Origin of the sequence: Kitasatospora sp. NPDC015120 (assembly GCF_043080305.1) — a bacterium.
In the GTDB taxonomy this organism is placed as follows: Bacteria; Actinomycetota; Actinomycetes; order Streptomycetales; family Streptomycetaceae; genus Kitasatospora.
The window spans coordinates 177,430-190,380 of the sequence record NZ_JBIBVJ010000007.1; the positions used below are offsets into that span (position 1 = coordinate 177,430).

General features: G+C 75.3%; 11 protein-coding genes. 6 read left to right on the top strand and 5 right to left on the bottom strand.

Annotated features, from left to right (window positions below; translation table 11 throughout):
* Positions 1-51 precede the first annotated feature (51 nt).
* Complete coding sequence (locus tag ACF1AK_RS19015) at positions 52-2,544, bottom strand: DEAD/DEAH box helicase (protein WP_391500108.1); 2,493 nt, start codon at positions 2,542-2,544, stop codon at positions 52-54.
* Positions 2,545-2,774: 230 nt separating this feature from the next.
* Between ACF1AK_RS19015 and ACF1AK_RS19020 the strand changes: the two genes are divergently transcribed.
* Both ACF1AK_RS19020 and ACF1AK_RS19025 read left to right on the top strand, forming a co-directional pair.
* A complete protein-coding gene (locus ACF1AK_RS19020; protein WP_391499933.1) occupies positions 2,775-3,974 on the top strand; it encodes an 8-amino-7-oxononanoate synthase in 1,200 nt (399 codons plus the stop codon).
* The gene (locus ACF1AK_RS19025; protein ID WP_391499934.1) at positions 3,971-4,501 is read left to right on the top strand and encodes a hypothetical protein; all 531 of its coding nucleotides are present in this window, start codon (positions 3,971-3,973) and stop codon (positions 4,499-4,501) included. Before ACF1AK_RS19020 ends, ACF1AK_RS19025 begins: the two co-directional genes overlap by 4 nt.
* A gap of 3 nt (positions 4,502-4,504) precedes the next feature.
* Here ACF1AK_RS19025 and ACF1AK_RS19030 read toward each other — a convergent pair whose 3' ends face one another.
* The 3 genes from ACF1AK_RS19030 to ligD form a co-directional block, all read right to left on the bottom strand.
* Positions 4,505-5,371, bottom strand: coding sequence for an aminoglycoside phosphotransferase family protein (locus ACF1AK_RS19030; protein ID WP_391499935.1), 867 nt, complete (start codon positions 5,369-5,371; stop codon positions 4,505-4,507).
* Positions 5,368-6,003, bottom strand: a complete 636-nt coding sequence (locus tag ACF1AK_RS19035) for a GNAT family N-acetyltransferase (RefSeq protein WP_391499936.1) — start codon at positions 6,001-6,003, stop codon at positions 5,368-5,370. Before ACF1AK_RS19035 ends, ACF1AK_RS19030 begins: the two co-directional genes overlap by 4 nt.
* Before the next feature lie 67 nt (positions 6,004-6,070).
* Positions 6,071-7,081 (bottom strand): non-homologous end-joining DNA ligase, encoded by a 1,011-nt coding sequence (gene ligD, locus ACF1AK_RS19040; protein ID WP_391499937.1) that lies wholly within the window; start codon positions 7,079-7,081, stop codon positions 6,071-6,073.
* A 66-nt stretch (positions 7,082-7,147) separates the two neighbouring features.
* On the opposite strand from ligD, the gene ACF1AK_RS19045 reads away from it, so the two are divergent.
* Complete coding sequence (locus ACF1AK_RS19045; protein ID WP_391499938.1) at positions 7,148-8,209, top strand: ATP-dependent DNA ligase; 1,062 nt, start codon at positions 7,148-7,150, stop codon at positions 8,207-8,209.
* A 26-nt stretch (positions 8,210-8,235) separates the two neighbouring features.
* Here the strand turns inward: ACF1AK_RS19045 and ACF1AK_RS19050 are convergent, their stop codons facing one another.
* Positions 8,236-9,690, bottom strand: coding sequence for a serine hydrolase domain-containing protein (locus ACF1AK_RS19050; RefSeq protein WP_391499939.1), 1,455 nt, complete (start codon positions 9,688-9,690; stop codon positions 8,236-8,238).
* Between the two features lie 262 nt (positions 9,691-9,952).
* Between ACF1AK_RS19050 and ACF1AK_RS19055 the strand changes: the two genes are divergently transcribed.
* From ACF1AK_RS19055 to tdh, 3 genes are all read left to right on the top strand, one after another.
* A complete protein-coding gene (locus ACF1AK_RS19055) occupies positions 9,953-10,891 on the top strand; it encodes an ATP-binding cassette domain-containing protein (RefSeq protein WP_391499940.1) in 939 nt (312 codons plus the stop codon).
* Positions 10,888-11,544 (top strand): hypothetical protein, encoded by a 657-nt coding sequence (locus tag ACF1AK_RS19060; protein WP_391499941.1) that lies wholly within the window; start codon positions 10,888-10,890, stop codon positions 11,542-11,544. Before ACF1AK_RS19055 ends, ACF1AK_RS19060 begins: the two co-directional genes overlap by 4 nt.
* Positions 11,545-11,908: 364 nt before the next feature.
* On the top strand, positions 11,909-12,937 hold the full coding sequence (tdh, locus tag ACF1AK_RS19065; protein WP_391499942.1) for an L-threonine 3-dehydrogenase: 1,029 nt from the start codon (positions 11,909-11,911) through the stop codon (positions 12,935-12,937).
* The last annotated feature ends 14 nt before the right edge of the window (positions 12,938-12,951 follow it).

Consider the following 12,951-nt stretch of genomic DNA (forward strand, 5'->3'; position numbering starts at 1 on the left):
GCCCCGCGGGGACGGCTCCACCGCGCGCACCGGCGCCCGGCCGGCGGGGCGTCAGCCGCCCAGCCGGTCCACGGCCGTGACCCGCAGCACCGCGCGGCCCTCCTCGTCCGAGCCGTAGAGGTCGACCTCGGCGCTGATGCCCCAGTCGTGGTCGCCCTGCGGGTCGTCGAAGATCTGCCGGACCCGCCAGGCGGAGTCCTCCTCCTCGATGATCAGCATCTTCGGGCCGCGCGCGTTCGGACCGGTGCCGAGGTCGTCGTACTCCTCCCAGTACCCGTCCATGGCGTCCGCCCAGCGGTCCGCGTCCCAGCCGTACTCGCCGTCGAGCGCGCCCAGCTCCTCGTAGTGCTCCAGCGCGCACAGCTCCACCCGGCGGAACAGCTCGTTGCGCACCAGCACCCGGAAGGCCCGCGCGTTCGCGGTGACCGGTGCCGGCTTCTCGTCCAGCGTCACCTCGGCGGCCTGCGGCTCGGTCGGGTTGGCCAGCTGCTCCCACTCGTCGAGCAGGCTGGAGTCGACCTGGCGGACCAGCTCGCCGAGCCAGGCGATGACGTCCTTCAGGTCGTCGGTCTTGACGTCCTCGGGGACGGTCTGCTCCAGCGCCTTGTACGCGCCCGCCAGGTAGCGCAGCACGATGCCCTCGGTGCGGGCCAGCTCGTAGTGGCCGACGTAGTCCGAGAAGGTCATCGCCCGCTCGTACAGGTCGCGCACCACCGACTTCGGCTGCAGCTGGTGGTCGCCGATCCACGGGTGGGCCCGGCGGTACACCTCGTAGGCGTGGGTGAGCAGTTCCTCCAGCGGCTTCGGGTAGGTGATGTCCTGGAGCCGCTCCATGCGCTCCTCGTACTCGATGCCGTCGCGCTTCATCTCGCCGACGGCCTCGCCGCGCGCCTTGTTCTGCTGCGAGGCGAGGATCTGGCGCGGGTCGTCCAGGGTCGCCTCGACCACCGACACCACGTCCATCGCGTAGGACGGCGAGGCCGGGTCCAGCAGCTCGAAGGCGGCCAGCGCGAAGGTGGACAGCGGCTGGTTGAGCGCGAAGTTCTCCTGGAGGTCGAGGGTCAGGCGCACGATCCGGCCCTCGGCGTCCGGCTCCGGCAGCCGCTCCACCACGCCGCCCTCCAGCAGCGAGCGGTAGATGGCGATCGCGGTGCGGATGTGCCGGCGCTGCGCGGCGCGGTCCTCGTGGTTGTCGGTGAGCAGCTTGCGCATCGCCTCGAAGGCGTTGCCGGGCCGGCCGATCACCGACAGCAGCATCGCGTGGCTCACCTTGAAGCGGGAGACCAGCGGCTCCGGGTCGGCGGCGATCAGCTTCTCGAAGGTCTCCTCGGACCAGCCGACGAAGCCCTCCGGCGCCTTCTTGCGGACGATCTTGCGCTTCTTCTTCGGGTCGTCGCCCGCCTTGGCGACGGCCTTGTCGTTCTCGATGACGTGCTCGGGCGCCTGCGCCACCACCTGGCCGACGGTGTCGAACCCGGCCCGCCCGGCGCGCCCGGCGATCTGGTGGAACTCCCGGGCGCGCAGGATCCGCACCCGCTGCCCGTCGTACTTCGACAGCGCGGTGAACAGCACCGTGCGGATCGGCACGTTGACGCCCACGCCCAGCGTGTCCGTCCCGCAGATCACCTTCAACAGGCCGGCCTGGGCGAGGCGTTCGACCAGCCGCCGGTACTTCGGCAGCATGCCCGCGTGGTGCACGCCGATCCCGTGGCGGACGTAACGCGACAGGTTGCGGCCGAACTTGGTGGTGAAGCGGAAGTTGCCGATCAGCTCGGCGATGGCGTCCTTCTCCGCCTTCGAGCTCATGTTGATGCTCATCAGCGACTGCGCCCGCTCCACCGCCTCCTTCTGCGTGAAGTGCACGACGTACACCGGCGCCTGGCCGGTCTGCAGCAGCTCCTCCAGCGTGTCGTGCATCGTGGTGCGCCGGTACTCGTAGAACAGCGGCACCGGGCGCGTCGCGTTGCGCACCACGGTGGTCGGCCGCCCGGTGCGCCGGGTGAGGTCCTCCTCGAAGCGCCGCACGTCGCCCAGCGTCGCCGACATCAGCAGGAACTGCGCCTGCGGCAGCTCCAGCAGCGGGATCTGCCACGCCCAGCCGCGGTCCGGCTCCGCGTAGAAGTGGAACTCGTCCATGACCACCTGGCCGATGTCCGCCCGGGTGCCGTCGCGCAGCGCGATCTGCGCCAGCACCTCCGCCGTGCAGCAGATGATCGGCGCCGTCGGGTTCACCGACGCGTCACCGGTCATCATGCCGACCTGCTCGGTCCCGAAGATCTTCACCAGGTCGAAGAACTTCTCCGACACCAGCGCCTTGATCGGCGCGGTGTAGAAGGTGCGCTGCCCCTCCGCGAGCGCCGCGAAGTGCGCACCCGCCGCCACCAGGCTCTTGCCGGAGCCGGTCGGCGTCGCCAGGATGACGTTGTTGCCCGACACCAGCTCGATCAGCGCCTCCTCCTGCGCCGGGTACAGCGAGATCCCGCGCTCCTCCGTCCAGGCGGCGAACGTCTCGTACAGCGCGTCGGGCGTGGCGGGCTTCGGCATCAGATCAAGGAGGGTCACCCGGCTATCTTGCCTGCTCGCCGCCACCCCCGGCAAAGGCCGCGGCCACCGGCCCGCCGCCGCGGGCGCCCGCCCGCCGGTCCGCCGGCCGGGGCGGCCCTCCCCCCGGACGACCGGGCGGATCGCGCTCCCGGGTTCCCCCGTTCCACCGCCCCGGGGTGTGCCCCGGCGCACATTGCCCGGTCCCGGTGGGGCGTGCCAGAGTGCCGGGCATGGTCAACCGCAGCGTGTTCGAGGCGTCCGGCGAGGCCGACGGCTCCGCCGTCGCCGGTCCCGGCGCCGTCTTCGACTGGCTCGACGAGAGCGCCCGGCAGCGCGCCGGGGCCGGGCTGACCCGGACGCTGCGCAGCCGGGCCGCCGACGACGCGGTGCTCGACCTGGCGGGGAACGACTACCTCGGCCTCACCCGGCACCCCGCCGTCACCCGGGCCGCCGCCGATGCCGCGCTGCGCTGGGGCGCCGGGGCCACCGGTTCGCGGCTGGTCACCGGGACCACCGCCCTGCACACCGAGCTGGAGGAGGAGCTCGCCGCCTTCTGCGGGGCCGAGGCGGCGCTGGTGTTCTCCTCCGGGTACACGGCCAACCTCGCCGCGCTCACCGCGCTCACCGACCCCGACACCCTGATCGTCTCCGACGCCCACAACCACGCCTCGCTGATCGACGGCTGCCGGCTCGCCCGCGCCGCTGTGCACCGCGCGCCGCACAGCGACCCGGACGCCGTCGCCGACGTGCTCGCCGCGCGCGCCCACCGCCGGGCGCTGGTGGTCAGCGACTCGGTGTTCTCGGTGGACGGCAACGCCGCCCCGCTGGCCGGACTCGCGGCCGCCGCCCGGCGCTTCGGTGCGGCGCTGCTCGTCGACGACGCCCACGGCCTCGGCGTGCTCGGCCCCGGCGGCGCCGGCGCCACCGCCGCGGCCGGGCTGGCCGGCGCCCCCGACGTGGTCACCACCGTCACCCTCTCCAAGTCCCTCGGCTCCCAGGGCGGCGCCGTGCTCGGCCCCCGGCGCGTCATCCGCCACCTCACCGAGACCGCCCGCACCTTCATCTTCGACACCGGCCTCGCCCCCGCCGCCGCCGGCGCGGCCCTCGGCGCCCTGCGGCTGCTGCGCGCCGAACCCCAGCGCGCCGGACGCGCCCGCGAGGTCGCCCGCACCCTCGCCGCCCGCCTCACCGCCGCCGGTCTGCACGCCTCGGCCCCCGACGCCGCCGTCGTCTCGGTGCGCGCCCCCGGCCCCGGGGCCGCCGTCGCCTGGGCCGCCGACTGCCGCCGCGCCGGTCTCGCCGTCGGCTGCTTCCGCCCCCCGTCCGTCCCCGACGGCGTCTCCCGGCTGCGCCTGACCGCCCGGGGCGACCTGACGGACGACCAGATCGCCGCCGCGGTGCGGATCATCGTCGCGACGGCCCCGGCATGAGGCGGCTCCGGGCGGCGGTCCCGGTGGTGGTGACGCCGGTGGCGGTGCTCGCGCTGCTGGCCGTCGGCGGCCGCGGCACGGCCCACGCCGGCCAGGGGTTCGCCTACGCCACCGGCCTCACCGGGACCAGGGGCGTGCTGGTCGCCGACGAGTGCCTGCGCATCAGCGCCGACAGGCCCTCGCTCGGCCCGGTCGGCGACTGCCGCGGCACCTTCTTCCCCGACGACGGCGGGCCGGCGAACGAGCACGCCCGCACGGACTGGCGGATCGGCACCCATGAGCGCGTCCCCGTCTCCTGCGCCGACGACGGCGAGTGCCGCCTGGCCGGGACCGGAGGGGTCCTGTCCTGGCTGAGCCTGCTGCTGCTCGCGCTCGCCGCCTTCCCGGTCGCCGGCTTCGCCGCCGTCCAGGGACTGCTGCGCCACCGGGACCGCTCCCAGCGCAAGCGGGTGGTGCTCGGGGTGGCCACGGCCGTCCTGCTGGCCGGGGCGCTCGCCACCTTCGTGGGCGCCCTGGCCGCGCGCTGAGCGCTACAGGCCCGCCAGGTCCCCCAGGAACACCGTCCGCGCGTCCCGGTGGCCCGCGGCCAGGCGCGGGGCGGCGACCACCACGGCCGTCGCCCGGCACCAGGCGAGGACCCGGCCGGGGTCGGCCCCCGGGACGAGAGCGGTCAGCTCGCCGATCCGCGCCGCCAGCGCCGCCGGGTCGCCGACACCGTCCAGCGCCCAGTCGACCAGGTCGAAGTCCGGATCGCCCAGGCACGCGCGCGGGTCGATCGCCACCGGGCCGTCCGGGCCGAGCAGCACGTTCGCCGGGTGCAGATCGCCGTGCACCAGCGCCACCGGGCCGCCGGGAGCGGTCAGCTCCCGGGCCAGCGCCCGCGCCCCGGCCGTCGGCACGCCGGGCGCCCGCCGCCCGGTCAGCTCGAACAGGAAGTCCAGCCGCCCGGCCAGCGGCGGCAGGTCCACCCCGTCCACCGGCACCGAGCGCAGCGCGCCCAGCAGCGGCGCCACCTGCGCCGGCCGCCAGCCGTGCTCGCGCAGCGACGTCCCCGGCCGGACGTCCGCGAGCAGCAGCGCCCCCGACCCCGGGTCGTACCCCAGCAGCCGCACCACCGACGGCACCCCGCGCCACGCGCCCAGCGCCGCCGCCTCCTGCGCGGCCACCACCGGGTCCGGCGTCAGCTTCAGCCACACCGGCACGCCGTCGGCGAGCCGCTCGCAGCGGAACACCCGCGCCGTGCCGCCCCCGCCGGCCGCCCGCACGGCCAGGCCCCAGCGCGCGGCCAGCGCGTCCACCAGGCCCGGCAGCTCGGCGCACCACTCCCGGGCCCGCGGCCCGAAACGCACCTCCAGCCGCGCCCGCACCTCCTCGGGCACGGCCACGAGCGCGCTCACCGCGCCACCAGCAGCGTCTCCGCCCCCACCGGCCGGTAACCGGCCGCCTGGAAGGCCCGCACACTGCTCGCGTTCCCCGGCGCCTGCTGCGACCACACCCGGCCGCCCTCCGGCACCAGGTGCCGCGCGGCCAGAGCCAGCGCCCGCCCCAGACCGCGCCCGCGCGCCGCCCCGTCCACCTCGATCGCGCACTCCCAGCGCCCCGCCACCCCGCGCCCCAGCACCAGGACCCCGCGCCCGCCGTCCGCCTCGAACACCCGGACGTCGTCGCGGTGGCACAGCGCCCGCACCACCCGCGGATGCTCCCGGTCCGCCACCTCCGCCACCGCCAGCGGCGGCGCGCCCGGCAGCCGGTCCGCCACCGTCAGCAGGTCGATGGTGCCGTTCAGCCGCCCCGTCCGCCGCGCGAACGCGCTCAGGAACGGCGGACACAGCGGCGCCGCCAGCGGTTCGCCCGGGACCGCCGCCAGCGCGGACCGCACCCACGCCGGATCCTCGTCCGTGAACACCACCGTGTGCGCGGAGAACGCCAGCACCCCCGCCTCGCGCGGCGACGGCTGCGCCACCACCGTCACCGACCCGTCCGGCGGCGGGAACACCCCGTCCGCCGCGTCCGCCAGGACCTCCCGCAACCCCCGTGCACCCACCGTACGACCGCCCCTCCGTGATCCGTGCGGGCCCCCAGCCTAGAGGTCGCGCTCACACCTTCTTCCGCGCCCGGCTCGGCTGCACCCGGGTCGGCTCGCCCGCCGCCTTCGGATGGTCCGGCGGATACGGCAGCTCACCGTGCGCCCCCTCCGCGACCTGCCGCTCGTACAGCTCCAGCAGCCCCTCCAGCCGGAACGGCTCGTCCTCCATCCCCGCGTGCACGTCCCCCAGCTCGGCGAACCGGGCCGGCAGCGTCCGCAGGTCGAAGTCCTCCGGCAGCACGTCGTCCAGCTCCTCCCAGCGCAACGGCGCCGACGCCGTCGCCCGCGGCCGCGCCCGCAGCGAGTACGCCGAGGCGATCGTGCGGTCCCGCGCCATCTGGTTGTAGTCGACGAAGATCCGCTCCCCGCGCTCCTCCTTCCACCACGCCGTCGTCACCCGGCCCGGCAGCCGCCGCTCCAGCTCCCGGCCCAGCGCGATCACCGCATGCCGCCCGTCCGTGAACGACCACTGCGCCACCAGCGGCACGTACACGTGCAGCCCCCGCCCGCCCGAGGTCTTCGGCCACCCCCGCAGCCCCTGCTCCTCCAGCACCGCCCGCAACTCGTGCGCCGCCCGCACCGCGTCCTTGAAATCCGTGCCCGGCTGCGGATCGAGGTCGATCCGCAACTCGTCGACGTGCTCGGTGTCCGAGCGGCGCACCGGCCACGGGTGGAAGGTCAGACACCCCAGGTTCGCCGCCCACAGCACCGCCGCCGGCTCCGTCGGACAGATCTCGTCCGCCGACCGCCCGCTCGGGAAGGCGATCCGCGCCGTCGGCAGCCACTCCGGCAGGCCCTTGGGCGCCCGCTTCTGGTAGAAGAACTCGCCCTCCACCCCGTCCGGGAACCGCTGCAGCGTCGTCGGCCGGTCCCGCAGCCCGCGCAGCACCCCCGGCGCCACCGCCAGGTAGTACTCCGCGACGTCCAGCTTGGTGAACCCGCGCTCCGGGTAGTACACCTTGTCCGGGTTCGACAGCCGGACGGTGCGCCCGGCGACATCCAGTTCCACGGCAGAGCCCATGCCTCTCACGCTAAGCGCGCCCCGCCCGCCGCGCGCCCCGGAACGTTCGGCGCGAGGATCGGGACCATGGACCTGCCCGTCATGCCGCCCCTCGCCCCGATGCTCGCCAAGTCCGTCGCGAAGATCCCGCCCGGCATGCAGTACGAGGCCAAGTGGGACGGCTTCCGCACCATCGTCTTCCGCGACGGCGACGAGGTCGAACTCGGCAGCCGCACCGGCAAACCCCTCACCCGCTACTTCCCCGAACTCGTCGGGGCCCTGCGCCGCGAGACGCCCCGCCGCTGCGTCCTCGACGGCGAGATCGTCATCGCCCGCGACGGCCGGCTGCGCTTCGAGGAACTCCTCGAACGCATCCACCCCGCCGCCAGCCGCGTCACGCTCCTCGCCGAACGCACCCCCGCCTCCTACGTCGCCTTCGACCTGCTCGCCCTCGGCGACGACGCCCTCCTCGACCGGCCCCTCGACGCCCGCCGCCACGCCCTCGAAGCCGCCCTCGCCGACGCCGCCGACCCCGTCTTCACCGCCCCCACCACCACCGACCGCGACCTCGCCACGACCTGGTTCGCCCAGTACGAGGGCGCCGGACTCGACGGCATCGTCGCCAAACCCCTCGACCAGCCCTACCGGCCCGGCGAACGCGCCATGTACAAGATCAAGCACGAACGCACCGCCGACTGCGTCGTCGCCGGCTACCGCGAACACAAGAGCGGCCCCGTCGTCGGCTCCCTGCTCCTCGGCCTGAACGACGCCGACGGCCGCCTCCAGCACGTCGGCGTCTGCGCCGCCTTCCCGATGGCCCGCCGCCGCGAACTCGCCGAGGAGCTCGCCCCGCTGCGCACCACCGACCTCGCCGCCCACCCCTGGGGCGCCTGGGCCGACGAAGCCGCCCACGCCGACGCCCGGCTGCCCGGCGCCACCAGCCGCTGGACCGGCGGCAAGGACCTCTCCTGGATCCCGCTGCGCCCCGAACGCGTCGTCGAGGTCGCCTACGACCACATGGAGGGCACCCGCTTCCGCCACACCGCCCAGTTCCGCCGCTGGCGCCCCGACCGCACGCCCTCCGGCTGCACCTACGAGCAGCTGGAGGAGCCGGTCTCCTACGACCTGGCCCGGGTGCTCGGCGGCTGAGCGCACCCGGGCCGGGGCGCCGCACGTCAGGCCGACTCCTCCGGCGGCTTCACCGAGGAGGACACCGTCACCGACGGCGACGCCGACGGCTCGTCAGCGTCCGCCGGAGCGGCCGGCAGATCGTAGACGTTGCCCGGCGAGACGACCTCCGTGACCGCCTTCGCGAACAGCGTCGACGGCGCCGAACCCCGGTACTCGACGTCCGTGTTCAGCAGCACCACCAGCGACGCCTGCGCCGACGGCAGGTACACCACCACCGACTGGTAGCCCGGCAGCGAACCGTTGTGCCCGATCCACCCGTGGTTGTCGAACACCCCCAGCCCGTACCAGCTGTCCGGGACCGTCGACGGCTGCGGCTCCAGGCGCTGCGCCTGGGTCTGCGGCTTCAGCAACGAGCCGGTGGCCAGCGCCTTCGCCCACTTCTTCATGTCGCCCTGGTCCGAGATGGCCGCCCCCGCCGCCCAGCCCCAGGACGGGTTCCAGTCGGTGGCGTCCGCGATCGCACCGTCCGCCGTCTGGTCGGTGTAGCCGCGCGCGTGCGGCTGCGGGAACGCGTTGTCGGTCGGGAACACCGTGCGGTCCAGGTGGGCGGGCTCGAACACCTCCTTCTTCAGGAACTCCCCGAGCGGGCGCCCGCCGACCTTCTCGATCACCTTGCCCAGCAGCACCGTGTTGGTGTTGGAGTACTCGAACTGGGTGCCCGGCGCGAAGTCCACCGGGTGGCGGAACGCGTACGCGAGCAGCTGGTCGGGGGTGAACGCGCGCTGCGGGTCCGCCTGGAGGGTGCGCACGAAGTCCTCGTCCCGGGTGTACGAGAACAGGCCGCTGCGCATGTTCGACAGCTCGCGCAGGGTGATCTTCTCGCCGTTCGGCACACCCGTGACGTACTGGCCGACCGGGTCGTCGAGCCCCAGCTTGCCCTGGTCCACCAGTCGGAGCAGGGCGGTGACGGTGAACGTCTTGGTCAGGCTGCCGACCCGCATGTTGAGCCCGGTCACCATGGCCGTGCCCGGCACCCGCTCGGAGACCCCGAAGGCCTTCAGGTACTCGCCCTGCGGCGTCGACACGTTGACGATCACGCCCGGCACCGAGGCCTGCGTCAGCACCCGTTGCACGGCCGCGTCCAGTTTCGCCGTCACCTCGGGCGTCAACGGCACCGTCGTCCCGCTCGCGGTGGCCGCCGGGGGAGTGGTCGCCGGGGTGGTCGCCGGGGTGGTCGTCGGCGCGGTGGCCGTCGTCGGGGCGGGCGTCGTGGGCGAGGGGCTCAACAGGGTGGCGGTCGCCGTCGGGGAGGCGGCGGGGGAGGGGCTGAGCGCCGCCGGTGCGGCCGTCACCGCCCCGGCGGGCGGCGGATCGGACGGCGAGCCGCCCGCACAGCCGGCGGCGGCCAGCAGGCCCGCCAGCGCCAGCAGCAGCGCCGGCGGGGCGGCGGGCCACCGCCGCCGGGACGTCATGGCTCGGGCCGTCACACGGTTCGTCATCTTCGGGACGCCTCTCTGGGCCGGACGGACCCGGAGCAGCGCTCCACGGGCCCGCAAGGGGGAGCGATCGCCAACGTATGCGCCCCGGCAGTGCCCCGCGCGCCCACCGGCCGCCCGCTGGACCGAACGGACCCACGCGTCAGCCACCCGCCCCAACCCCGCTCGCGCGCCCACGCCGCACGCCCCCACCGCCATTACCCGCCCCCTACCCGCGCCCGAGTAGGGTGCGCACCGCCGGACCCGACGGGAGGGGAGAACCGAGGTGCTGCACAGCGAAGCCGGCGCCGTGGCGGTCGCCGAAGCCGTGGCCGTCGGCAAACGCTACGGACGCGGGCCCTGGATCCTGCGCGAGGTCGACCTGCGCCTCGGTCCCGGCGACGTGCTTGCCGTCCTCGGCGCCAACGGCTCCGGCAAGTCCACCCTGCTGCGCATCCTCGCCGGACTCACCCGCCCCACCACCGGCCGCCTCACCCGCGCCGCCACCGGCCGCCGCGCCGCCCGCCCGGCCGCCGTGGGCTACGTCCCCGACCGGTTCACCGCCCACGAACGCCTCACCGCCGCCGGCTACCTCACCCACCTCGGCCGCATCCGCGGCCTGACCACCGCGACCGCCCGCCGGCGCGCCGGGGAACTCCTCGACCGGCTCGCCCTGGCCGGCGGCCCCGACGCGGCCCTGCGCACCCTCTCCAAGGGCAACGCCCAGAAGGTCGCGCTCGCCCAGGCCCTGCTGCTCCCGCCGGACCTGCTGGTGCTCGACGAACCCTGGTCCGGGCTCGACGCCTCCGCGCACACCGTCCTCGCCGAACTCATCGCCGAGACCGCCGCCGGCGGCGGGGCCGTGGTCTTCACCGACCACCGCGAAGCGGTCGCCGAGGCGCACGCCACCGCCACCCGCACCCTCGCCGAGGGCCGGCTGACCCGGCGGGAGCCCGCCGCCGGCCCGTCCGTGCCGGGTGTACCGCCCGCCGAGATCGTCCTCACCGGCCCCGGCCCCGGCCCGGACGCCCCCGACTGGCGGGCCCTGCCCGGCGTCCTCGCCGCCACCCGCCGCGGCCCCGACCTCCACCTGCGCGTCGCGCAGGCGCACACCGACGCCGTCCTGCTCGCCGCCCTGCGCCACGGGTGCTCCGTCCGGGCCGTCACCCGCCCCGCCGCCGCCCCCTCGCCCCCCGCACCCGCCCCGAGGACCGCCACCCGATGACCGCCCTCGTCCGCTACCAGCTCACCACCCTCCTGCTCTCCCAGCGCCACCTCGCCCCGCTGCTCCTGTTCACCGCCCTCGTCGCCGTCCTCACCAGCAACGACACCGGCCCGCTCACCGCCGCCCACGGCGCCGCCGCCGCCGCGATGCTGCTCGCCGCCACCTGGCTCACCATGGCGCTCACCGGCCTGGAGGACCGGCCCCACCGCGCGCTGCTCACCGCCGCCACCGGCGGCCGGCTGCGCCTGCTCACCGGCACCGTCCTCACCGTCCTCCTCGGCTGCCTGCCGCTCACCGCCCTCGGCCTGGTCCTGCCGCTGCTCGTCGGCACCCACACCCCCACCGCCGCCGACCTGCTGCTCGGCACCGAGGCCCAGCTCACCTGCGCCTGCACCGGCACCGCCGTCGGCCTGCTGGCCTCCCGGCCGGTGGTCCGCAGGCCGGGCCACGGCCTGCTGCTCGCCCTCGCGCTGCTCCTCGTCCTCACCGTCGGCAAGGGCCTGCCCCCGGTCAACCTGCTGCTCACCCGGCTCTCCGCCCACCACCGCTCGGCGGACCTGCTCGCCTCCACCGCCCTGCTGCTCGCGCTCGCCGTCGCCCTGCTCGCCGCCGCGGCCGCCCTCGTCCACGCCGTCACCGCCCGCCGGGACTGACGAGGGTCCGCGACCGACCCGGGACCGTGTCCGACCCGGGACCACGTCCGACCGCCCGCGCCCCCGGGGGGGGGGCGTGCGCCCACCGGAGCGGCGCCCGCGCGCCCCGAACGCGCCCCACGCGCTCCGCCGTCGGAGTGCCGACCGGCACGCCGCGAGGGCCCCCGGCTCCTGCTCGGGCACGATCGTTTAGCCGAACTGTCGCGGCCCTTAAGAATTCCTCGATGGACCGCACCCCCTCCCACCAGGCAGATTTCTGCCTGCCCGGAATGCGGACACCACCGGCCCCGCAGGCCGCCCCCCGACCGGGCCCCGCCGGCCTGCCCACACCAGGCCGCCCCACCGTGCGTCAGGAGTCACCGCCGTGAAGGCACTCGTCAAGCAGAACGCCGAGCCCGGACTCTGGATGATGGACGTCCCCACTCCGGTGATCGGCCCCGGCGAGGTCCTCATCAAGGTGCTGCGCACCGGCATCTGCGGCACCGACCTGCACATCCGCACGTGGGACGGCTGGGCGCAGCAGACCATCCGGACCCCGCTCGTCCTCGGCCACGAGTTCGTCGGCGAGGTCGCCGAGACCGGCGCCGGCGTCGCCGACATCGCCGTCGGCGACCTGGTCAGCGGCGAGGGCCACCTGGTCTGCGGCAAGTGCCGCAACTGCCTGGCCGGCCGCCGCCACCTCTGCCGCAACACCGTCGGCCTCGGCGTCAACCGCGACGGCGCCTTCGCCGAGTACGTCGCCCTGCCCGCCTCCAACGTCTGGGTCCACCGCGTCCCCGTCGACCTCGACGTCGCCGCGATCTTCGACCCCTTCGGCAACGCCGTGCACACCGCGCTGTCCTTCCCGCTGGTCGGCGAGGACGTGCTGGTCACCGGTGCCGGGCCGATCGGCATCATGGCCGCCGCCGTCGCCAAGCACGCCGGCGCCCGCCACGTGATGATCACCGACGTCTCGCCCTACCGCCTCGACCTCGCCCGCAAGGTCGGCGTCTCGCTGGCGCTCGACGTCTCGGAGCACACCATCGAGGAGGGCCAGCAGAAGCTCGGCCTGCGCGAGGGCTTCGACGTCGGCCTGGAGATGTCCGGCCGCCCCGAGGCGCTCCAGTCGATGATCGCCAACATGACCCACGGCGGCAAGATCGCCATGCTCGGCCTGCCCGCCGAGGACTTCCCGATCGACTGGGCCTCCGTCGTCACCTCCATGCTCACCATCAAGGGCATCTACGGCCGCGAGATGTTCGAGACCTGGTACGCGATGTCCGTCCTGCTGGAGGGCGGCCTCGACCTCAGCCCCGTGATCACCGGCCGCTACCCCGCCGCCGACTTCGAGGCCGCCTTCGACGAGGCGGCGAGCGGCCGCTGCGGCAAGGTCATCCTCGACTGGACCGCCTGATCCCCCCGCACCGC

Coding starts and splice junctions, on each gene's coding strand:
- ACF1AK_RS19015 (WP_391500108.1), bottom strand. CDS start 2,544: ATGCCGAAGCCCGCCACGCCCGACGCGCTGTACGAGACGTTCGCCGCC.
- ACF1AK_RS19020 (WP_391499933.1), top strand. CDS start 2,775: ATGGTCAACCGCAGCGTGTTCGAGGCGTCCGGCGAGGCCGACGGCTCC.
- ACF1AK_RS19025 (WP_391499934.1), top strand. CDS start 3,971: ATGAGGCGGCTCCGGGCGGCGGTCCCGGTGGTGGTGACGCCGGTGGCG.
- ligD (WP_391499937.1), bottom strand. CDS start 7,081: ATGGGCTCTGCCGTGGAACTGGATGTCGCCGGGCGCACCGTCCGGCTG.
- ACF1AK_RS19045 (WP_391499938.1), top strand. CDS start 7,148: ATGGACCTGCCCGTCATGCCGCCCCTCGCCCCGATGCTCGCCAAGTCC.
- ACF1AK_RS19050 (WP_391499939.1), bottom strand. CDS start 9,690: ATGACGAACCGTGTGACGGCCCGAGCCATGACGTCCCGGCGGCGGTGG.
- ACF1AK_RS19060 (WP_391499941.1), top strand. CDS start 10,888: ATGACCGCCCTCGTCCGCTACCAGCTCACCACCCTCCTGCTCTCCCAG.